Genomic DNA, 22,162 nt, shown 5'->3' on the forward strand with positions numbered 1-22,162 from the left:
TGTTCAACCTGAAAACCGTCCGATTTTGCTTGATCAGAACGCTGCCGGACCGTCAGCGTTCAGCCCTTGTCCATCCTGTAATTGCGCGGGTCCGAGAATGGCAGAGATGCGAGAAGCCCCGCCAGGCCATCCTGTCGCGGCGCCTGCATTAAGGCTGTTGAAGACGATGTCCCGGGCGTAGCTGAACCGCCGTGATCCTTTTCGTTCTGCAGCAAGGTCAGATCGAAAAAATCATCGGCAAAGCGGGTGTTGGAAAAGGCCTGCTCAAGCGCATTGCGGGCCGCAGACGTCTGCGATGCAGGAACTTTATTAAGATATTCAACAAGCTGCCCGACCAACAGCGGCTGGCTCTCGTCGTCCAGACGCATCGTCGCATCCTTCAGATCATCGAAGGCACGGTAGCCGCAGAGTTCCATGAAGGTTGATTGCTGCTCGGACACAGCCGGGTTGCACAGGGCCTTGGCGCACAGCATAATACCTTCGATCCGGTCGCCTCGGTTGTTGGTCTTGTCTTCACCTTCTGCCTTCCAGTCCGACGAAATGCTGACCGCATAGCACAGAGACCGGAAGGCGGCAGATATGCATCGGCTCTTCGACATCTCGTCCGTGCCGTCGCTTTCCGGCAATCCGAACAGGTTTTTTAGGCACTGCTCAAGCCGTTGCAACCGAAAGCCCTCGGGCAGCTCGCAGTAGTGGGCTGAGAAATGTCTGCAGCTTTGTATGACGTTGTCGGACGGTTGCGTGGCGTCACCAATATTCTCGACCAATTTCCGCACCAATCGGTCCAGCGGCTCGAGACGAGCCAAATCCTGTGGGCTAAAACGTCCAATTTTAGGTCCTGCACCCGCGTCAAATGTCTTGTCCTGATCATCTTCGCAACGGGCTCGCTTGCGGCTAGCCCGCGCCTGGCCGACCGATGACGAAGCGCTGCCTGCAAACGGCGCCGCGGTCGATGATGGTGGCGCTTCTGCAGGCGCCTTCGCCGGACCCTGCCCACTGCCAACCGAATTCACCATCCTGCTCTCCTCTGCGGTGTTTATCGGCTGAGAGCTAGCTCTAGATGAACTTATAAAAAATTCTCATTGTCTGATAGGCGACGCAGGCAGGACGCGGTGCGTCTCCAGGCCGAAAGCGGAGAGGAAGGGCATTGTTTTGACATAGGCAAGGGGGCGCGGGTATCGAGCCGGCAAATGCCGCATATCGACTAAAGTTAATTTTATATAAGACGAAAGAAAATTACGTTCGGCCTGTTTCAAATGTAAGGAAAAATCAATGATGTTTTCTTCGCTTCAGAACAACCGATCTCATTTCAGGTCCGCTGATGATTTGCGCACCAGCCAACCGCCAATCGAAACTGTCAGGCTGGCACGCGCCCACCAGACTTTTCGGGCCTGCGAACTCAGAAGCAACTGGGTCGATGCGCGTTTACCCAAGCTCAAGCAAGCAGAAGCAACGACGTATAAAGATCAGGTGACGCCGTTGAACGACACAAGAAGCGACCTGATTAAGCTGAGTGAGGCTTACAACGAATCCTGCAAATCTTTGTGCGAAATAGTCCTTGAACTTAATGGCACCATTCATTCCGTTGCCAATCTTCTTCCCCGAGACATCGGTCACGAGTACTCGCGTTTCGGCGCGCCGGCACTGCCTTCCTTCACCTCGGTCGATACCGCGCTGAATGAACTTGGGAAATCACAGACGGTGCTGCCTTTGCACCCCAAAACGTATGAGGCTCATACTGACGCGTTCGACCTGCAGGCTCGCCAGCGCGAAATGCGCCGTGACGATGCAACGGCGCTTGAAAATCTCGCCATCGATGACGGGCTCAAGGCGCATTCCCGCGAAATCTACCGTACTTATGATTCACTTGTTCAGAACCACATCGACTTGATGAGTCTCATTCAGGGTAGCGTTGATAAACTGAATGAATGCATAGACAAGGCTGAACAGAACATGATGGGTGAGATGGATCATTCTGCCTGAACAGGCTGAGGGTTTTTCATAAGTGGTTTCCGGCCTGAACGGGGGCTTCCACGACAGCACCCGGCCGATCAACCGGTCGAGCCGGCGCACAGGATACACGAAGCCCCGCCACCATCGGCACATAGCGGATGGCGGCGGCGCTTGGCGTCATTGGCACTCCTGTTTACGCCACCATGCCGAACTGAAGAGCGGAATGCCTTTTTGACCGTCTGCCCGGTTTTCCCGAACCACGGCGCAGGGCTACGGCGCGGTCCGCTTTCGCATCTCGGTCGGTGGAATGCCGAACGCCGATTTGAAACTTGACGAGAAATGGGCCGAATCGAAAAAGCCCGATCGAATGGCGATGCGATAGATCGGTTCTGATGTCTCGAGCAGGAGCCGCTGGGCGCTTTGCAGCCGGATCAGCACATATTGCTGCTTCGGCGTCCTTCCCAGCGCCCGGCCAAAGGCCCGATCCAGCTGCCGGAGTGACAGGCCGAGCCTTTCCGCAATGGTCTCCAGCGGCAGCGGGTTTTCAATATAGGCTTCCATGAGCTCGATCGCCCGGGCGACCCGGTCGTCGCGGATGCCGAAGCGCCAACGGGTGGGAAGGCGCTGCGTATCCGAGCCGCTGCGGATTTTCGAGACCATGACCACCTCCGCCACCTCGACGGCGATGCGGGGTTCCACCAGATTGGCAACCACCTGAAGCGCCAGATCCGTGGTCGATGCGCCGCCGGCGCCCGAGGCCCGTCGCCCGTCAATGCAGAACACGCCGCGTTGCAGGTGCACGCGCGGAAACTGTTCCTGAAACCGGTCGTAGAGCCGCCAGTGCGTGACACTTTGATAGCCGTCCATCAGACCAAGACGCGCGGCAATCATCGTGCCAGCGCCAACCGGCGCGATCATCGCACCGGCCCGGTCGAGCCGCCGCAGCCAGGCTGAAAGCTTTGCGCTGTCGAAATCAGCCGCATCAAGGCTGGCGATCAGAAAGACAATATCGAAGTCAAGCGTGCTGATCTCGTCTTCCGCCAGCATCTGCACGCCGTCATTCGACAGGACCTGACGGTCGAAAACGGCCAGGGTCCGGTAGTCAAAGACCTTCCTGCCTGCCGCGATGTTGGCCAAGCGGAACGGCTCGATGCCGCTCGCAAGCGTGATGAGACTGAAGTCAGGAACGACGACAAAGCCTATCCTGCACGTTCGGTTCTCCGATATCGACATGGCCTCACTTCCTGCCGCTAGAGCATCGGCTGGAAAATCGATTTCGATTTTCGAAAAGAACGATGCGCCGATTCAATTCGTTGGAGCGTCCTTGTGCATCCAGGAAGACGCTCGGCGCTCCAGGACAATCTGGCACCGCTTCTGGCGGCGGCAAATTCCATGAAACTGGCATAAATATACAAGGTGATGACCGTTGAATACAAGGATGCCTCGCAATTTGTATCTACTATCTGCACAAACGCCGGCACAGGAGGCCTTTTTCTAAAAGGTGCCAGGCGTGCGAAGCTCACGGGAGGATTGCTGAATGGCTTCAATGCAGATCAAGAAACTCCGCAAGGATTTCGGTGCTCTCAATGTCCTGAGGGACATCAGCATCGACATCGAGGATGGAGAATTTGTCGCCCTGGTAGGACCATCGGGATGCGGAAAATCGACGCTTTTGCGGATGATTGCAGGGCTGGAAACCATATCAGGCGGCACCATTTCCATCGGCGGCAAGGTCGTCAATGACCTGCAGCCCAAGGCGCGCGACATCGCCATGGTCTTCCAGAGCTACGCGCTTTATCCGCATCTGACGGTCGCAGAGAATATGGGATTTTCGCTGCGGCTCAGCCGGGCCCCGAAGGCGGAAATCGATCGCCGGGTCAGGATTGCAGCCGCGACGCTCGGCCTCGAACATCTGCTGGAGCGCCGGCCGTCCGCCCTTTCGGGCGGGCAGAGGCAGCGGGTCGCGATGGGACGGGCGATCGTGCGCAATCCGCAGGTCTTCCTGTTTGATGAACCCCTTTCCAACCTCGATGCCAAGCTGCGTGTGAAGATGCGCGCTGAAATCAAGGCACTGCACCAGCAGATGAAGACCACCACAATCTATGTGACCCATGACCAGATCGAGGCCATGTCGATGGCCGACAAGATCGTGGTTCTGAATGGCGGCCATGTGGAGCAGGTGGGGGCGCCGCTTGAACTCTATGACCATCCGGCCAACCGCTTCGTTGCCGGTTTCATCGGTTCTCCGTCGATGAACCAGATCACCGGCACCTGCCCGCATGAAAGGCCGGGCCTGTTTGTCAGCGATTCCGGTGCGACCTATCCGCTTCACGAAGAACAGGCGCGCCTGTGTGCAGGGCGTCGTATCGTGCTTGGTGTCAGACCGGAACATCTGGCACTCGCGCAGCACGGGATCCGGGCGCGCGTGAAGGTCGTGGAGCCAACCGGATCCGAAAGCCTTGTCACCGCACGGCTGGGTGATGACGACATCGTCTGCGTCCTGCGTGACCGTCTTGTCGGCTGCGAAGGCTCCGAGATCACACTCGCCGCCGATCCCGATCAGCTTTATCTTTTCGATGAGGCAAGCGGCAAGGCCCTGTCACGCGCCGCCATGGCGCTGGAGGCCCAGCGATGAAAACGGTCGCCGAACAACCGATGGCATCCCTGTCATCTGCGCCGGAGCCGCCGCAGAAATCACAGATCAACTGGTTTCTGATCGGCTTCGTCGCCCCGGCCGTCGCCCTGGTCGCTGCGGTCTCGATCTATCCGGTTTTCAACGCGGCGATCACCAGCACCTTTCGCACGCGCTACGCCAATCGTGTCGAATTTGTCGGCCTTGAGCAATATCGTCAGCTCTTGTCCGACAGCAGCATCTGGCACGCCGCGCTCAATTCAGCGATCTACACCTTCGGTTCGCTGGTTCTGGTCATTCCGCTGGCCCTTGGTGTTGCCCTGCTGCTCAACGCGCCGCTGCCGTTCAAGGGGCTTGTCCGCACGATTGTCGTGCTTCCATGGATCCTTTCCCAGACGATTGTCGCCCTTTTGTGGATGTGGCTGGTGAACCCGGATTTCGGCCCGCTTCCCTTCATCATCGACGCGACGACCGGCTTCCGCCCGACATTGCTGGCCCTGCCGCGCCAGGGCATGGCGACGCTTATCGTCATCAATGTCTGGGCCAGCTATCCGCAGGCTACACTTCTGTTGCTGGCGGCGATCCAGACGATCTCAAAGGATCTGGTCGAGGCCGCGCGAATGGACGGCGCATCACGTCTCGACGTGTTCCGTCTGGTGACGCTGCCGCTGATCAAGCCGACCATGCTGGTGGTCATGATCCAGCTGACGCTTCTTTATTTCAACATGGTGACCCTCATCTACGTGCTGACCGGCGGCGGTCCGCTCGGCGGCACGGAAACACTCGCGCTGAAGGTCCTGAAAATCAGCTTCGAACAATGGAACATCGGCAGCGGCGCGGCACTCGGTCTGATCATCACTCTGATCAACCTGCTGGTATCGCTGGTCTATGTCCGTATTCTGAGAGGAGGCAAGGATGCCTAACGGGTTTTCAACCTTGCGGGGACAGCTTCTGCTGATAGGCTTTGCCCTGCTTGCCTGTGCCTTCGCACTGGTCCCCATTCTCTGGGGTGTCGTCACCGCACTGAAGCCGACAAGCCAGGTGCTGAGCTATCCGCCGTCCTGGTGGCCGGACCCGGTGACCTTCCAGCACTTCGTTTCGGTGTGGACGCAGAGCGCCTTCCCGCGTTTCTTCCTCAACAGCATTATCGTCACCGGCACGTCATCCGTGCTGGCGCTGGTGATTGCCACCCACGCCGCCTACGGGCTTGCCCGGTTCGATTTCGCCGGCAAGACAGCGCTGATGATCGGCATATTGGCAACGTCGATGATCCCGGGCATCGCCATTCTGGTTCCGCTCTATAATCTCGCCATCCATACCGGGCTCTACAACACCTATTTCGCCATGGTGCTGGTCTATACGGCCTGGGAAATCCCGCTGCTTCTGTGGCTGCTGAAGGGGTTCTTTGAAAAGGTCCCGGTCGAGCTCGAGGAAGCGGCCCTTGTTGATGGTGCCAGCCGGCTGCGGGCCTTCTACCTGATTGCCCTTCCCATGGCCCGGCCCGGTCTTCTGGCGGGCGGCATCCTCAACATGGTGTTTGTCTGGAACGATTTCCTGATCGGTTTCACGCTCACCCTCGATGACGCCCACCGCCCGCTTCCGGTTGGTCTTTACAGCTTCATCTCGAATATCGGCATCGACTGGGGCCCGCTGATGGCGGCGACCGTCATGGCGATCGTTCCGATCCTCGTCGCCTTCCTGCTGTTGCAGCGCTTCCTGGTGGAAGGGTTGATGGCGGGCGCCGTCAAGGGCTGAGCTTTGCCTTCATGCCAAAACGAACAATCAATCATAATTGCCATCCACGGGAGGAAATAAGGATGCAATTCAAAGTGTTAATGCTTGGAACCGCGCTTGCCGCAACATTTGTCCTGTCGGGGCAAGCCCCGGCGCTTGCCAAGGACAAGACAACGATCTCTTTCTGGACCTTCCTGTCGACCGAGGGAACGGATCCGCGCTCGGCGGTGCTGAAGCAGATCGTCGACGGGTTCAACACGTCCCAGGATACCTATGAGGTGAAGGTGGATTCCATTCCCTTTGCCCGCTACGATTCACAGGTCATTCAGGCCACCGCGGCAGGGCAGGGGCCCGATGTCCTGAATGTCTATTCCGACAATCTGGCAATGCATGTCGATGCCGGCACGCTGCAGCCGCTGACGCCCTATCGCGACATGCTGCCCGATGATTTTGTCACGGACCTGAAATTCTTCGTGCTGAAGGGCGAGCTGATGGCTGTGCCGTGGGATACGCGCACCTGGCTGCTGTGGTATCGCGATGACCTGCTTGCGGCCAAGGGACTTGCCGTGCCGAAAACCCTCGATGAGATGGCCAGGGATGGGCAGGCCATCAGCACCGATGGTCTGATGGGCTTCGGCATTGGTGCCGGCAGCGCGGCCAATGGCGTCGGCGTGACCGAGGCTTTCATTCCGATCCTCTGGGGCGCGGGCGGCGATGTGTTCGACGACACCGGCAAAGCGATCTTCAACAGTGATGCCGGGGTGAAGACCCTGACCTTCATGCGCGATCTGGTCACCCGGTATGGCGCGATGAACAAAAGTGCGATTTCGATGGGGCTGGAAGACATGTTCACCGCCTATCGTGCAGGCACCGTCGGCATGACGATCATGGGCAGCTTCCGCGTTTCGGGCGGGCGCAATTCTGATGCGACGGGCGACAGGCTGCAGACAGCCCCGATCCCCGGCTTTTCCGCCGATGCCCCATCGCCGGCACGGCTCGCCAGCCAGACGCTGGCGCTTGGCGCCGACGCAAAGAACCAGGAAGGAGCAGTCGCCTTCATCGATTACTATCTCAACAACCAGGCGCAGCTTGGCTTTGCCAGGGCCAATGTCCTGCCCAGCCGGCAGTCCAGCTATGACCTGCCCGAACTCGCCGCCAATGCCGAGCTGCAGCAATGGAAGCAATATGTCCATGATTACGGACGTTTCGAACCGACGCCTGTCGATTTTCCGCAGCTGTCTGAAACCATTGCAAAGGCCCTGCAGCAGACCATCGTTCAGGGGATAGATCCGAAGGCAGCACTCGACGAGGCCGTCGCCACGTACAACAAGGCACATCAATACTAGCCATCTTCCAACCGGACCTGTCTGACTGACCCAATTCAGACAGGTCCTGACAACCAGAAACAGCAAGGCTTTCAAGGTGCAAAATCCTCAATTGCGCACCGATGGCGAAGCTTTGCCCGAACAGGAGAATAATGATGCGTTTCAAACTACACAGCCAGTCCGACGTCGTGGTTGCCGGTGGTGGCCCCTCCGGCCTGATCGCCGCTCTCGCGGCGGCCCGGGCCGGCGCGAAAACCACGCTTGTCGAACGCTATGGCTTCCTCGGCGGCATGGCGACAGCGGCCTCCGTCGGTCCCTTCTCGCCCTTCCATTATGAGGACCAGCAGATCACCATGGGCATTCCCCAGGAACTGGTCCAGCGGCTGAGCCGCGAGGGCGGCAGCACCGGCCATCTCAAATGCGTTCCCGAATACGGCTCCGGCTCCTACATGGCTTATTTCGACCGCGAGGTTTACAAATCCGTCGCGCTCGACATGCTGGAAGAGGCCGGCGTCAAGCTTCTGCTTCACAGCGCCATTGGTGGGGCAATCGTCGAAGATGGCGCGGTCAGGGGCATCGAGGTCTGCAACAAATCAGGCTTTGAAAGCATCCTTGGCACGGTGACCGTGGATGCCACCGGGGACGGCGATGTCGCCGCCGCCGCCGGAGCCGAATTTTCCTGGGGCCGGCCGGGCGACGAACTGGGCCAGCCGATGACGATGTTTTTCGAGATGGCCAATGTCGATGTCGATGCCATCTTCGACTATGTCGAGAAAAATCCCGATGATTTCGAATGGGCCTCCAGACTCTATTCCGCAACACCGCTGCCGCCGGAGATCAATCAGCGTTATTTCGTCGCCCAGGGCCTGATGAGCTTCGTCGAGAAGGCCAAGGCTGCGGGCGACTATCGCGTCGGGCGTGACACCGTTCTGTTCCAGAGCACGATGCGGCCCGATGTCATCGTCTTCAACTCGACCCGTATCGGCATGCTCAAGGGGACCGATGCAGACGAGTTCACCAGGGCCGAGATCGAGGCCCGGCGTCAGGTCATGTCGCTGGCAGCCTTCATGAAAAAATATGTCCCCGGTTTCGAGCATGCCTATATGTCCTCGACCGGCATTCAGGTCGGCGTGCGCGAAAGCCGGCATATTCTCGGCACCTATGTGCTGACCCAGGAGGATGTGGTGGAAGGCCGGCGGTTCCGTGATGTGGTGGCACGCGGCTTCTTCCCCGTCGATATCCATGATCCGAAGGGCGGCAAGGGCTATCACGCCGGTGGCGGCACCTGGATCAAGCCGAAAGGCCCCTATGACATTCCGCTTGGCTGCCTGATTCCGAAAACCATGGACGGCCTGCTGATGACCGGCCGGAATATCTCGGCCTCGCACGCGGCGCATGGTTCACTGCGTGTGCAGGGGACGGCCTTTGCCATCGGCCAGGCCTCGGGAGCGGCCGCCGCCGTTGCGGTCTCGCAGGGCAAAAAGCCGCGTGAACTCGACTATCGGGACGTCCAGGCGGTGCTGCTGTCGCAGAACGCCAATCTGGACATTCAGGATGAGGGAAACGGGCAGAAAACCGGAACCGGATCCCGTTAGGCCAGAGCGCCATGGCAACGGTCCGGAGCATCACCTGATGCTCCGGCCTCCCTTCGTGCCATTCTGCCGGCTCCATTTCCCTTCGGCAGAACCGCCGGGTTGAACCTCGTTCACCTCTCCCTTGTTGTCGGAGTTCAAGTCGGAAGGAGCAGTCCGGTGTCGTGGCCGGGCTGCTTTCTTTTGCCGGGATCCGCGCGGCTTTTCCCGTCGCCGATGGATCTAGTTTGACGCTATGCGTCTGCCCTGTTCATCGAAGCGATGCAGCCTGTCAGGCCTCGGCGTGATGATGACGGGTTGCTGCAGGGCGATCTCGGCATCGCCGTCGGTGCGGATGTTGATCTCGCCGATGTCTCCGGCATCGACCTTCAGGAAGGTGTCACTGCCCAGAAATTCGGCCGAGATGATCCGCCCCTTCCACCCGTCTCCATCCGTCGAGATCAGGACATGTTCGGGTCTGACGCCAATGGTTGCCGCACCGAAGCGGGCGGCTGGCGGACCGGCAATGATGTTCATCTGCGGTGAGCCGATAAAGGTGGCGACGAAAAGATTGGCCGGGTGGCGGTAAAGCTCGAGCGGATGGCCGATCTGCTCGACGCGGCCGCCATTCAGCACGACAACCTTGTCGGCCATGGTCATGGCTTCCGTCTGGTCGTGGGTGACATAGATGGTCGTGGTCTTCAGCCGCTGCTGCAGCTCGCGTATCTCCGAGCGCATCTGCACGCGCAGCTTGGCGTCGAGGTTGGAGAGCGGCTCGTCGAACAGAAACACCTTGGGTGCGCGAACGATGGAACGCCCCATGGCAACACGCTGGCGCTGGCCACCGGAAAGAGCCGCGGGTTTTCGATCCAGGAGATGTTCCAGGTTGAGGATTGAAGCGGCCGTGTGCACGCGCTCGTCAATCGTCGCCCTGTCGATGCCGTTCAGTTTCAGTGAAAAGCCCATATTGGCCGCAACATCCATATGCGGATAGAGCGCATAGTCCTGAAACACCATCGCGATGTCGCGATCGCGCGGGGCAAGATCATTGACGATCTCGCCATCGATGCTGACATCGCCTGCCGAAATTTCCTCAAGGCCCGCGATCATGCGCAGCATGGTCGATTTTCCGCAACCGGACGGGCCGATCAGGATAACGAACTCGCCATCCTCGATGCAAAATGATGCGCCGTGGATGACCTCGAGAGCGCCGAAGCTCTTTTTCAGATCGCTGATATCGACCCGCGCCATGTTTTCCTCCCAGAAAGCTGCTTGACACCAAACAAAGGTGATTTAATCTAAATCGTGACGAATGTGAAGTCACCCGCAATTTTGGTGCGCTCATATCGTTGGAGGAAAAAGGGAGGAATTCATCATGAAGCACAGACTTGGTCTGGGGCTGCTGATAGCGACTGCGCTTGCCGGCAATGCTGGTATGGCGGTTGCTGGCGATATTATCACAGGTGATACGGTCGGACCGGCCGACGCGCCCAATACACTGACCTTTCGCATGACCACGGATGGCCCGCGCAACAATGATCCGACGCTTGCCGCAGCCTATTCGGATCTTTATCGCGCCTTCATCGCCAATCATCCGGGCTGGAAGCTCGAACTGCAGATGCAGTCGAGCGATACCAATCAGGAACAGGCGCGCATGCTTGAACAGGCCCAGTCCGGCAATGCGCCGGATTGCGCAGCGGTCGATTCCTTTGCGCTTGGACAGTTCAAGAATGCGGGCGTGCTGAAGTCCTTCTCGCCCTATTTCAGCCAGGCGGAAATCGATCAGCTGTTCCCCTATGTGCGTGACGGGATTACCGGCAAGGACGGGCAGATCTATGCCTGGTGGTGGTCGACGGACCTGCGCGTCCTCTATCGCAACAAGGCAATCATTGCCGATGCGCCGCAGACCTGGGCCGACACCAAGCAGGCGGCTCTGGAGTCGACCAAGCAGGGCATGGAAGGGATCCTCTTCAACGGCTCGCGCTATGAAGGCACGACCTTCGACTGGCTGGCAAATTTCTGGGCCCAGGGTGGACATCTTGTCGATGACAGTGGCAAGCCAATCTTCGCGGCGGGCGACGACCGGCAGAAATTCATCGATGCGGTGAATTATTACCGTGATCTCGTCGAAAGCGGGGCAGCCCCCAAGCGCGTTGCCAGCATCGGCAACTACGACGATTTCAATGCGGCGGCGGCCGCTGGCACGTCAGCCCTTTTCGTCGGCGGAAACTGGCAGCTCAAGCAGCTGCGCGACACGCTCGATCCGGAGGACTTCGCCAACTGGACATTCTCGCCGCTTCCCGGCCCGACCGCAGATCAGCGGGCGACGGGTACCGGCGGCTGGACCCTCGCGTCCTTCAGCGATGATCCGGCGAAGGTCGAGATGTGCGCTGATTTCGCCCGCGAGGTCTATATGGGGCCTGCCAACGAGATCCAGGAGCAGCTGCCCACAAGGGCTGATCTCTATTCTAAGTATGAAGTCTTCTCATCACCCGAAAACGAGGCCTTTGCCGAGGCGCTGAAGGTCGGCCATGCACGGCCGGGCGTCCCGGTTTATCCGGAGATCTCCAACCAGATCCAGATCATGTTCGGCAAGGTGCTGACGGGGGCGCAGGACACGGAAGCGGCCGTCGACGAGGCGTTCAAGGCCTCGATGGATGCCTATAACCGGCTCTGATCCTCAGGGTCGGCCCATGGCATTATGGGCCGACCCTGGCATGGCTTCCGTGCCGCCCTGAAACCTGGTCGCAACACTTCGCTGCCATGGTTCCGGGCGGGCGGCAATTTCTGCGGAGCATTTCATGTCCGATCTTTCAAACGTCACGCAATCAGGGGCGCCTTCGCGTCGGAGACGGGGTGCGGCGGCGGCACGGGCTAAGGTAGCACCCTGGCTTCTGCCGCTGGTGCTGATCCTTGGCGCGTTCTACCTTTATCCCGTCTTCGAGGTGTTCCGCCTGTCATTCGGCGATGCGACGCTGCTACAGCCGGCAACGCATTATTCGTTCTCGACTTTCCTGGACACGCTGTCGCGGCCCGAACTGCCGCAGATCCTCTATGTGACCTTCCTCTTCACCGCCGCGAGCGTTATCGGCCAGCAGTTGCTCGGGCTGATGGTGGCGCTGGTGGTGGTCCGGGGCGAAAAGCGGCGCCTGTTCGGCACAACCATTCTCAGAACGACGGCGCTGGTGGCCTGGGTGGTTCCCGGTATTGCCGGCGGCATCATCTGGAAGATGCTGTTCAACGAGGCCCCCTTTGGCGGGCTCAACAGCCTGTTGCGGCTCTTCGGCGCCGGGCCGGTGCAATGGCTCTCCGATCCGCATATCGCCATCTGGTCGGCGGTGCTGTCGAATGTCTGGCGCGGAACCGCCTTTTCCATGGTGGTGATGTATGCGGCGCTGAAGGCGATCAATCCGGTTCTCTACGAGGCCTCATCGATTGATGGCGCGCGGCCGGTGCAGCGTTTCTTCTATGTCACCCTGCCGCAATTGCGCGGTGCCATCCTGGTCAACATGATCCTGATCACCATTCAGACGCTCAATGTCTTCGATGCGATCATCTCGCTGACCGGCGGCGGACCGGGACGGGCGACAGAGGTGCTCTCGCTCTACACATTCAACGTCATCTTCCGCAATTATGACCTTTCGGTCGGTGCGGTTCTGTCCATCCTCATGCTGGTGATCAGTCTCGGTCTGGCGCTGATCTATGCCCGCTTTCTGCCGAGGGGAGATGCGCGATGAAAGCCTCGACGCAAAACCGTATCGGTGATGCTTTCAGCTATCTCTTCATGGCCGTCTGCTTCATCTTCTTTGCCTGGCCGCTGTTCTGGCTGTTGTCGCTGGCGCTTCGAACGCGCAAGGAAATCTATCTCGGCGTCAGCCGGCTCATTCCGCATCATCCGACGCTGGACAATTTCATCACCATCCTGTCCTCGCCGAAATTCGCGCTGTATCTGTGGAATGCGCTGAAGCTTTCGACGATGAGCGGCATTGTCTGCCTGATCGTCGCTCTGCCGGCAGCCTATGCCTTCTCGCGCCTGCCCATGCGCGGCAAGGACCCCTGGCTGATGGCGATCCTCGCCTTTCAGATGATCTCGCCGCTGGTGATCATGATTCCGCTTTACCGCTATCTGGCCGGGCTCGGTCTGCTCGACAATCAGCCGGTGGCGACGCTGGTCTATACGGCGCTGGTCGTGCCGATGGTGACCTGGATCCTGAAGGGCTTCATGGACGGCATTCCGCGCAGTCTCGACGAGGCGGCGCTGATTGACGGGGCCACGCATTTCGGCGTGTTCTTCCGGGTGATCCTGCCGCTTTCGACGCCGGGTATCGCGTCTGCCTTCATCATCGCAGTGATCACCGGCTGGTCGCAGTTTCTGGTACCGTTTCTGCTCATCACCAAGGAATCCCTGACGCCGATCTCGGTCGGCATCTTCCAATATGCCGGAACGCAGAATGACAGCTCCATGCAGGTGCTCGCCGCTGCCTGTCTGGTTTCGGTCGCTCCGGCCATCATCGCATTTCTTCTTCTTCAGCGTCTCATTCTCAGCGCCATGACGGCAGGTGCCGTCAAGGGCTGATAACCATACGGAAAACGTACATGTCATTAACGCACGAACAGCGCCTTGACCGGATCAGGGTGCGTCTTCAGGAGCTTGAATACTGGCGCGCGCGGGCCAGCCATCGGGTTGATGGCTGGCGCTGCGACGGCGTGGCGATCGCGCGCGGTGAGGCCTGGCCCGTGACTGAGGGGCGCCGCCGGTTCGAGGCGGATATCAGGGTTCCCGAAGGCTGGGACATTGCCGATACGCAGCTCCTGCTCGATCTCGGCGGCGAGAGCCTGATCACGTTTCAGGCCGGTGCGGGCGAGACGAAAAGCTACGGCCTTGATGTCAATCACCGTGCCTTTCCGGTACCAGGCACATGTTTCAGTGTTTCTTCTGAAACGGTGGCGCGGGCGCCCTTCGGCGTTCCGGTTCATGCCCCGAAACTCGAATATGCCGATCTCATCTGGCTCGATCGCGCCGTTGATGATCTGTGGCTTCTGCTGATGCAGGTGGCCGAGACCATCGCGGTGATTGCCGGGCATGACGCCGTGCCACACCTTCTTTCACTTGCAGAAGAGGCCTTCAGGCGCCTCGACTGGCCTTCGGCCACCGCCGATTACATTGCCCGCATGGCGCCGTCGCCGATGCAGCAGAATATCTGGCAGCTGCCGGAGATGAAGGCGGATCCAGCCGGCCTTTCCGACACCGAGCGGCAGAGCGTGATCGACACCTATGACTGGATGATCGATGGCCTGAAGCGTCTGCGCGAACGCTTCCCCCCGCAGGGCCGGGTGGCGCTGACGGGGCATGCCCATATCGATCTTGCCTGGCTCTGGCCCTATGACGAGACGCGGCGCAAGAACCGTCGCAGTTTCCACACCATCATGCGGCTGATGGAGCGCTCCGGAGCGCTGACCTTCAACCAGACCACGGCGCATTATTACAAGCAGCTGGAAAGCGACGATCCGGCATTGCTGGAAGACATCAAGAAGCGGGTGAAAGACGGGCAGTGGGAAGTGCTTGGCGGCATGTGGGTCGAGCCGGATACGAATATGCCGACGGGTGAGAGCCTGGCGCGCCAGGTGCTGTACGGCCAGCGCTATTTCGAGCGCGTGTTCGGGTTCCGCCACACGGTCTGCTGGCTGCCGGACTGTTTCGGTTTCACGCCGGCGCTGCCGCAGATCCTGAATCAGGGCGGCATGACGAGCTTTCTGACCATCAAGGTCAACTGGTCGGAAACCAACCGTTTTCCGACAGATCTGTTCTGGTGGGAAGGGCTGGATGGCAGCCGGGTGCTCACCCACACATTCGACAATCCGGTCGATGGCTATAATGGTGTCGTCCGTCCGGATTCCATCATCAACACCTGGCGCAATTTCCGTCAGAAGGACAGTCACGACATAACGCTGCTCAGTGTCGGTCACGGCGACGGCGGCGGCGGCGTGACACCGGAAATGGTGCGGCGCGAGGAGCAGCTGCGCGTGTTCCCGGTTCTGCCCGAAGCGCGCTGGGCACTGGTCTCCGACTTTTTCGAGGATGCGCATGCGCTTGCCTCCGCCCGGCCGCTCAATGTCTGGCGCGGCGAGATCTATCTGGAGCTGCATCGCGGCACGCTGACCAGCCAGAGCGTGGTCAAGCGCCTGCACCGCAGGGCCGAGCGCGACCTGATCACCACCGAGACGGCCGAGGGGCTGAACTATCTGATGGGCGGTGCCTTTCCGTCCTCGCTTGAGGACCAGTGGCATGTCGTGCTGAAAAACGAATTTCACGATATCCTGCCCGGATCGAGTATCGCCGAGGTCTATGACGATGCCGAGCGTGAGCTTTCGGGCGTGATCGAGACCGCCGCCGGGCGGCGCGATGCCGCGCTTGCGGCGATTGCCGGACAGGTGGAAAGCGGCGAGGGCGGAGTTCTTCTGGCGGTCAATCCGACGCTTTCGCCGATGCCGTTGCGCTTTTCCGGCGCGTCAGGTCCCGTGTCTTCGGCAAAGCTGCTGCCGCCGCTCTCGGTCAGCGTCGTCGGCGAAAGCGATCTTGCGCCCGCCGGAGCGCTGACAGCAACCGACCGTCTGCTCGAAAATGAACTGATCCGTGTTGTGCTGGACGAGGATGGCACGATCGCGAGCCTGATCCACAAGCCAAGCGGGCGCGAGGCGCTGGCGGGCCCGGGCAACCGTCTGATGGCCTATCCCATGGACAAGCCGCGCAACTGGGACGCCTGGGATATCGATGATGATTATGCCGAAAAGGCCGAGCCGGTCTGTGGCATTTCGGACATCACGCTGGTGGAGAGCGGCCCGCATCGTGCGGCGATCCGCATTGTCCGCACATGGCGCCATTCCACCATCACGCAGACGCTTTCGCTCTGCGCGGGCAGCCCGCGGCTGGATATCCATACCGCGCTTGACTGGCATGACCGGCGTGTGCTGCTGCGCGCCGAGACACCGGTAGCCGTGCATCACGGCCGGGCAACCGGGGAATGTGCTTATGGCGTCATCGAGCGGCCAACCCATGCCAATACCTCCTGGCAGCAGGCGGCGTTCGAATTTCCGGCCCATCGTTTCGTCGATCTGGCGGAAAACGGGTTTGGCGTTGCTGTGCTGAACGATGCAAAATATGGCTACAGCGCGAAGGGCAATGTTCTGGGGCTCTCCCTGCTGCGTGCGCCGATCTATCCGGATCCGCTTGCGGATGAAGGATATCAGGCGTTCACCTATGCGATCATGCCGCATGATGGCAGCTGGGATGTGGCCCGGGTGCGGGAAGAGGCGGAGCTTCTCAACCAGCCGCCTCTGGTGACGCCTGTTTCGGGCAAGGCCGTGTCCGAGCGCCGGCTGGTGACGGCCAGCGGCATTCCGGCAGCGCTCTCCGCACTGAAGCCGCGCGAGGATCACACCGGTGATCTGGTGCTGCGGGTCTATGAACCGGCAGGGCGGCGTGGCGCCTTTGCCATCAGCGCACCGGAAGGGTTCAGCATGTCCGGGCCTGTCACGCTGATGGAGGAACCGTTCGAAGCGGCGGTCGCAGCCGATCAGCTCACGCCATTTTCCGTGCGCAGCTTCATCATCACCCGGGCGTAACCGCCTTAAGCTGTCCGGTGCAGGACTTGCAACCTTGCGCCGGACAGGGGAAAAGAGCACAGCGGCAGAGGAGCGTGGTCAGATCAGCAAATGAGATTGTCGGGAGCCAATGGCGGCCAGGCCGCCCTCCAGAACCGTGCCATGATCCTCGGCGCCATTCACCGTCATGGCCCGATTTCGCGCACGGAACTGGCGGATAAATCGAGACTGACGAAGCAGGCGGTGACGCGCATCGTCGAACGGCTTCTGGATGACGGCCTTGTGGTCGAGGCGCGCCGCCGGCACGGGCTGCGCGGCCAGCCGGCGATCGAACTGGAAATCAATCCTGACGGGCTCTGTTCCATCGGGGTCAATGTTGACCGCGACCATCTGACCATCGTTGCCGTCAATGCCCTCGGACACATGCTGGCCCGAGAGCATCACGAACAGCGCTTCATGATGCCGGATGAGGTGATGGCGTGCCTGAGCGATGCGGTGCGCCGCTTTGTCCGGCGGGGCGCGATCGTCAGGGAGCGCATGGCCGGCATCGGCCTTGCCATCCCCGACTGGCTGGGGGAAGTGCGGGTTCTCGGCCTGCCGGAGCGCTACCGTGCCTGGAGCGCAGTCAATCTGCGTGCCGAAATTTCCGCTTTCACTGATTTCCCGGTCTTCATCGATAATGACGGCAATGCAGCCGCCATGGGCGAGCTTGAATATGGTCTCGGCAATGAGATGCCGACTTTTTTCTTCGTTCTCATCAATGCCTGTCTCGGCGGCAGTCTGGTTGTCGAGGGCAAGCTGCACAAAGGAGCGAGCGGCCTTGGCGGTGAGATCGGCTGGGTGCCGGTGGTGATGGACGAGGGGCCGCTTGCAGGCAAGACCCGGCCGCTCGGCGACATGTTCTCGCTGTTTCTGCTGGAGGACAGGCTGGCCCGGCAGGGGATCGCAATTGCAAAGCCTGCGGATCTTCTGACGCTGAACAGGGACGGAAAGGAGATCCTTTCCGACTGGCTGCACAAGTTTTCGGTGAAACTGGCCGAGGCGATCATCAATGTCGGCATGATCGTCGACCCGGACGGCATCATCATCGGCGGACGTCTGCCATCGCGCCTGATCGATGAATTGATCGTGCGTGTCCATGACGAGATCATCCGCCGCGGAGCCGATGCGCCGTCGCTTCACCGGGCGGTTGGTTCTGCCGATGCGGTGGCGCTGGGCGCAGCGGCGATACCGCTTGCCCACCGCATGGCGCTGCCTTCCGCCGAGGCAGCGCAGCGTTACCAGACGCCGCTGGCCAACACCGTGTCGCCCTGACGGGTCAAACCGCCATCATTCCGGGTTCTGGAAGCGGCAGCAGCGCGTCTCGGAGGGGGACCATGGCTGCGCCACGCGCGATCCTGGCATCGGTGTCGCAGAGATGCTGGATTTCCGGTGTCCACTTGGTCGCGATGAAGTAGCTGGCCTGCAGCGCCTTGTCGGCAACGACGCGCTCGACAATACGCTGTGTCACCATTTCCGGCAGGAAACCGCCGACGGCAATCACGGCCGGAGAGACGAAACCAGCCATGGCGATGATGGCGTCAAGCAGCCGTGAAGCGGCGCGGTTGATCCACTCGTCCTCGGAACCGTTGTTTTTCATGTGCTGCAGATAGGACTTTCGACCGGCAACATCATTCAGCGTCGGCGCATCAAGCGCAGGGCGCATGCCGCCAAGCGCACCGGCGCGCCCATGGGCGCCATGGAAGAAGCGGTCGGAGAACATGGTTCCGGCACGCACCGTGTCGCCGATAATGATGACGCCGAGGCCGCGCTCGGTTCTCTGGTCGGCGATCAGGCGCTGGTGCCACAAAACCGCTTCGGTGCTGCGCAGAAGCCGTGTCGCAAGGCCGCCGCCATGACTGGCGAGGAGGGCGCCGGCCTTGTCCTCAAGCGGTTCCTCGCAGGCGAGTGCGATGCCGCAAAGCGTTCCGAAACCATGGCTGCGCACGGTTTCGTCAAGCCATTGTCCAAGCCGGTCCGGACTGGCGAAGCGTTCTTCCCTGACGATCCGGCCGGTCAGGCTGACAAGCGAAGCCGTTCCCCCGTCGGGCGACAGCCAGATGCCAATGCCGGCGGCGGCCGTGTCGGCGATGGAATAGGTCGCACCGCGCACGCCCTTCACGGCGGCATTCTGCCGGATATAGCCAGCACCTTCCATGCGGCGAACAATGGCGGAGATGGCTGTTTCCGTGAGCCCCAGTCCGGAAGCCAGCGAACGGCGCGACATGGCATTGGTCTGCCTGAGCGCGGCGATGACAGTGCGGACATTGTGATCGGAAATATCCGTTGAACTCATGCCCGGCCGTTCCAGACGATCCTCGGAAACGTTATGCGGGAGCGGGCTCATCTCGAAAGTTCCAATGCGGGTGACCTCAATATGCACGTCATGATCGTCTGCGGGCGCGCGTATCGTCCGCACCCGTCTATACAAACGCCATTTTGCCGCCCGGGACGAGAAAATTCTATGCTCCTTGCGCATGATTTCGCCGCCTTTGTATCGCGCCGTGGCTTTTTCTCGCCTTGCAGCAATGTTTGCGGCAAAAGGGGCGTTCTTTCGAACACCCCCCTGTCTTTCATTGTGAACGAAAGACACGCGGAGCGACCGCGCAATCGCAACCTGTTCTCAAGGCGATGAAACATGCGCCAGCGCTGAAAGCACTGTGGCGCTGTCATGTTCGGGAATATCGCCGATCTCGGCCATCTTCGCGTCGAGCTTTGCCAGCATCATGGAGAAGACATCGCGATAGGCGGGATCGGCGGCGCGATTATGGAGCTCGAAGGGATCGGTCTCGCAGTCGAACAATTCCCATTCGGGCGGCTCGTCGCCGGCAGTCGCGCCGATCTGTTCAAGCGGATCATTATACCAGTAGATCAGCTTATAGCGCTCGCTTCTGATGCCGTAATGGGCAAAGGCATTGTGGATCACATCCTTGTGCATCCAGTAGCGGTGATAGGCGACATCCTGCCAGTCCGGCCCGGCGCGCCCTTCAAATACGGGTCGCATGCTGGTGCCCTGCATGTAGGAGGGCACGGTGAGCCCGGCATAATCGAGGAAAGTCGGAGCGAAATCGACATTCATGGCGATATCCTTCGTCACACTTCCCGGCTTTATGCCGGCCGGATAGCGCACGAGAAAGGGCATTTGCAGCGATTCCTCATACATGAAACGCTTGTCGAACCAGCCATGTTCGCCAAGGAAAAAACCCTGGTCGGAGGTGTAGATCACGATGGTGTTGTCGCTGAGCCCGGCCGCGTCGAGATAATCGAGCAGCCGCCCGACATTGTCGTCGATCGACTGAACGGTGCGCAGATAACGCTTCATGTAGCGCTGATATTTGAATTCGGCGAGGGCCTTCGGATCGGTAAAGGTGTAGTTCTCGCCCGTCTTCACATCGATAAGGGTGATGGTCTCGCCCGCGACGAGCTCCGGCACCTTGCGGTTCTGGATGTAGGGATGCGGGAACATCAGTTCGCCGACTTCGGCGCCGCCCTCCGGCTGAACCAGGCCGAGGTCATCATAGGTCATGTCCGCCCGGACACGCATCTTCGCTTCCTTTGCCGCCAGCGCCCGGTTGTCGTAGCTGTCGTTGAAGCTGTCAGGCAGCGGCAGATCGTCTTCAAACATGGTCTCATGCCTGTGGTCGCAGACGAAATTGCGGTGCGGGGCCTTGTGATGGCACATCAGAAAGAAGGGCCGGTCGCGGTCGCGCGCCTTGATGAAGTCGATGCTCAGATCGGTGGTGATGTCGGTGACATAGCCGGGATGGACTTTCGGCCCCTCGCGATCGATGAACACCGGATCGTAATAGACGCCCTGGCCGGGGATCACGGCCCATTCGTCAAAGCCGGTCGGCTCGTGCATCTTGCCTTCGCCCAGATGCCACTTGCCGAAAATGGCGGTCTGATAGCCGGATTGTTTCAGATGTCTGGCGACATTGGGCAGCCGGTTGTCGATATGGGTATCGAGCGTGGTGACGAGATTGACGTGATTATAGGTGCCGGTGACGATTGCCGCCCGGCTCGGCGTGCAGATTGAATTGGTCACATAGCAGCGATCGAGCCGCATGCCTTCCTCGGCGAGCCGGTCGAGATTGGGCGTATGGTTGAGTCCGCCGCCATAGGCCGAAATGGCACGCGCGGCATGATCGTCGGACATGATGAAGATGATATTGGGTCGCATGCGATAGCCCCTTGCTTGCCTGTTCAGCCTGCGGTGACAGCAATGCCCGGAAGGGATTGCCCGTCGCTGTCGAAAAAATGGGTCCGCCCGGAAAGGGCGATCCCGGTCTCGAGCCCGACCGGAATGTCGGAGCCGCCCTCGACCCTGACCACCAGCTCCTGGCCCCAGCCCGTGCGGACATAGACGAATTCGCTGTCGCCAAGACGTTCAACCACGCTGACTGTGCCGGTGAAATGCCCCGAACCGGCGGCCACAAGCTTCATCTGGTCTGCCCGGGCACCCAACACGGCGACGCGATCGGCAGCCGGTCCTTCAAGCCGGAGGCGGCTTTCATCCGCGAAACGGAAACCGCCCGCATTGTCATCGGTGAGATCGAGGAAATTCATCTTTGGCGAGCCGATAAAGCCGGCGACGAACAGATTGGCCGGGTTTTCGTAGAGCGCCATCGGCCGGCCGATCTGCTCGACCCGGCCCTTGCGCAAGACGACGATCTTGTCGGCAAGCGTCATCGCCTCGACCTGATCATGGGTCACATAGATCATCGTCGAACCTGCGAGCTGCTGATGCAGCTTGGCCAGTTCCAGCCGGGTCGCGACCCGAAGCTCGGCATCGAGATTGGAAAGCGGTTCGTCGAACAGAAACACCTCCGGATGGCGCACGATCGCGCGACCGATGGCAACACGCTGGCGCTGACCGCCGGAAAGCTGGCGCGGCTTGCGATCCAGCAGATCCTCGATCTGCAGGATCCGTGCCGCTTCGGCAACACGCCTGGCCACCTCTGCCCGCGGTGTGCCATTCATCCTGAGGCCGAAGCCCATATTCTGGTCGACCGTCATATGCGGATAGAGCGCATAGGTCTGGAACACCATGGCGACGCCACGATGGGACGGATCGACATTGTTGACCCGCTGGCCGTGAATGTGAAGGTCACCACCAGTGATCTCCTCAAGCCCGGCAATCATGCGCAGAAGGGTCGACTTGCCGCAGCCGGAGGGGCCGACGAAAACGACGAATTCGCCCTTTTCGATTTCAATGTCGACCCCGTGGATGACCTCCAATGTGCCATAGGCCTTTCTGATCTGCTTGAGACTGACGCCCGTCATGCTTTGTCACTCCGAAATCTTTG

General features: G+C 60.2%; 17 protein-coding genes. 11 read left to right on the plus strand and 6 right to left on the minus strand.

What is annotated here, in order from left to right:
- Positions 1 to 59: 59 nt before the first annotated feature.
- On the minus strand, positions 60 to 1,016 hold the full coding sequence (locus tag HCK86_RS11835) for a hypothetical protein (protein WP_176084676.1): 957 nt from the start codon (positions 1,014 to 1,016) through the stop codon (positions 60 to 62).
- Between the two features lie 256 nt (positions 1,017 to 1,272).
- Here HCK86_RS11835 and HCK86_RS11840 point away from each other — a divergent pair, with 256 nt between their 5' ends.
- On the plus strand, positions 1,273 to 1,983 hold the full coding sequence (locus HCK86_RS11840; RefSeq protein ID WP_176084677.1) for a hypothetical protein: 711 nt from the start codon (positions 1,273 to 1,275) through the stop codon (positions 1,981 to 1,983).
- Between the two features lie 240 nt (positions 1,984 to 2,223).
- Here the strand turns inward: HCK86_RS11840 and HCK86_RS11845 are convergent, their stop codons facing one another.
- Entirely contained in the window at positions 2,224 to 3,186 is a 963-nt protein-coding gene (locus HCK86_RS11845; RefSeq protein WP_176084678.1) for a helix-turn-helix domain-containing protein, read from the minus strand.
- 304 nt (positions 3,187 to 3,490) lie between these two features.
- Here HCK86_RS11845 and ugpC (HCK86_RS11850) point away from each other — a divergent pair, with 304 nt between their 5' ends.
- From ugpC (HCK86_RS11850) to HCK86_RS11870, 5 genes are all read left to right on the plus strand, one after another.
- On the plus strand, positions 3,491 to 4,588 hold the full coding sequence (gene ugpC / locus HCK86_RS11850) for a sn-glycerol-3-phosphate ABC transporter ATP-binding protein UgpC (RefSeq protein WP_176084679.1): 1,098 nt from the start codon (positions 3,491 to 3,493) through the stop codon (positions 4,586 to 4,588).
- Positions 4,585 to 5,508: a sugar ABC transporter permease gene (locus tag HCK86_RS11855; protein ID WP_176084680.1), complete on the plus strand. Its 924-nt coding sequence runs from the start codon at positions 4,585 to 4,587 to the stop codon at positions 5,506 to 5,508. Before ugpC (HCK86_RS11850) ends, HCK86_RS11855 begins: the two co-directional genes overlap by 4 nt.
- Positions 5,501 to 6,340 (plus strand): carbohydrate ABC transporter permease, encoded by an 840-nt coding sequence (locus HCK86_RS11860; protein WP_176084681.1) that lies wholly within the window; start codon positions 5,501 to 5,503, stop codon positions 6,338 to 6,340. Before HCK86_RS11855 ends, HCK86_RS11860 begins: the two co-directional genes overlap by 8 nt.
- Before the next feature lie 62 nt (positions 6,341 to 6,402).
- Positions 6,403 to 7,665 carry a sugar ABC transporter substrate-binding protein gene (locus tag HCK86_RS11865; protein ID WP_176084682.1) on the plus strand — a complete coding sequence of 421 codons (1,263 nt, stop codon included), beginning with the start codon at positions 6,403 to 6,405 and terminating at the stop codon, positions 7,663 to 7,665.
- Between the two features lie 134 nt (positions 7,666 to 7,799).
- Positions 7,800 to 9,239, plus strand: coding sequence for an FAD-dependent oxidoreductase (locus tag HCK86_RS11870; protein ID WP_176084683.1), 1,440 nt, complete (start codon positions 7,800 to 7,802; stop codon positions 9,237 to 9,239).
- 219 nt (positions 9,240 to 9,458) lie between these two features.
- Here HCK86_RS11870 and ugpC (HCK86_RS11875) read toward each other — a convergent pair whose 3' ends face one another.
- The gene (gene ugpC / locus HCK86_RS11875; protein ID WP_176084684.1) at positions 9,459 to 10,466 is read right to left on the minus strand and encodes a sn-glycerol-3-phosphate ABC transporter ATP-binding protein UgpC; all 1,008 of its coding nucleotides are present in this window, start codon (positions 10,464 to 10,466) and stop codon (positions 9,459 to 9,461) included.
- A gap of 124 nt (positions 10,467 to 10,590) precedes the next feature.
- On the opposite strand from ugpC (HCK86_RS11875), the gene HCK86_RS11880 reads away from it, so the two are divergent.
- The 5 genes from HCK86_RS11880 (at position 10,591) to HCK86_RS11900 (ending at position 18,131) form a co-directional block, all read left to right on the plus strand.
- Entirely contained in the window at positions 10,591 to 11,892 is a 1,302-nt protein-coding gene (locus HCK86_RS11880) for an ABC transporter substrate-binding protein (protein WP_176084685.1), read from the plus strand.
- A gap of 124 nt (positions 11,893 to 12,016) precedes the next feature.
- Positions 12,017 to 12,952 carry a sugar ABC transporter permease gene (locus tag HCK86_RS11885; protein WP_176084686.1) on the plus strand — a complete coding sequence of 312 codons (936 nt, stop codon included), beginning with the start codon at positions 12,017 to 12,019 and terminating at the stop codon, positions 12,950 to 12,952.
- The gene (locus HCK86_RS11890; RefSeq protein ID WP_176084687.1) at positions 12,949 to 13,791 is read left to right on the plus strand and encodes a carbohydrate ABC transporter permease; all 843 of its coding nucleotides are present in this window, start codon (positions 12,949 to 12,951) and stop codon (positions 13,789 to 13,791) included. Before HCK86_RS11885 ends, HCK86_RS11890 begins: the two co-directional genes overlap by 4 nt.
- A 20-nt stretch (positions 13,792 to 13,811) precedes the next feature.
- Positions 13,812 to 16,838, plus strand: a complete 3,027-nt coding sequence (locus HCK86_RS11895; protein ID WP_176084688.1) for an alpha-mannosidase — start codon at positions 13,812 to 13,814, stop codon at positions 16,836 to 16,838.
- Between the two features lie 90 nt (positions 16,839 to 16,928).
- Positions 16,929 to 18,131, plus strand: a complete 1,203-nt coding sequence (locus HCK86_RS11900; protein WP_176084689.1) for an ROK family transcriptional regulator — start codon at positions 16,929 to 16,931, stop codon at positions 18,129 to 18,131.
- 4 nt (positions 18,132 to 18,135) lie between these two features.
- Here the strand turns inward: HCK86_RS11900 and HCK86_RS11905 are convergent, their stop codons facing one another.
- The 3 genes from HCK86_RS11905 to ugpC (HCK86_RS11915) form a co-directional block, all read right to left on the minus strand.
- A complete protein-coding gene (locus HCK86_RS11905) occupies positions 18,136 to 19,203 on the minus strand; it encodes a winged helix-turn-helix transcriptional regulator (protein WP_176084690.1) in 1,068 nt (355 codons plus the stop codon).
- A 276-nt stretch (positions 19,204 to 19,479) separates the two neighbouring features.
- Complete coding sequence (locus HCK86_RS11910; protein WP_176084691.1) at positions 19,480 to 21,036, minus strand: sulfatase; 1,557 nt, start codon at positions 21,034 to 21,036, stop codon at positions 19,480 to 19,482.
- A gap of 23 nt (positions 21,037 to 21,059) precedes the next feature.
- A complete protein-coding gene (gene ugpC, locus HCK86_RS11915) occupies positions 21,060 to 22,139 on the minus strand; it encodes a sn-glycerol-3-phosphate ABC transporter ATP-binding protein UgpC (protein ID WP_176084692.1) in 1,080 nt (359 codons plus the stop codon).
- Positions 22,140 to 22,162: the final 23 nt, after the last annotated feature.

The sequence above is a fragment of the Martelella sp. HB161492 genome (assembly GCF_013184775.1).
Lineage (GTDB): Bacteria > Pseudomonadota > Alphaproteobacteria > Rhizobiales > Rhizobiaceae > Martelella.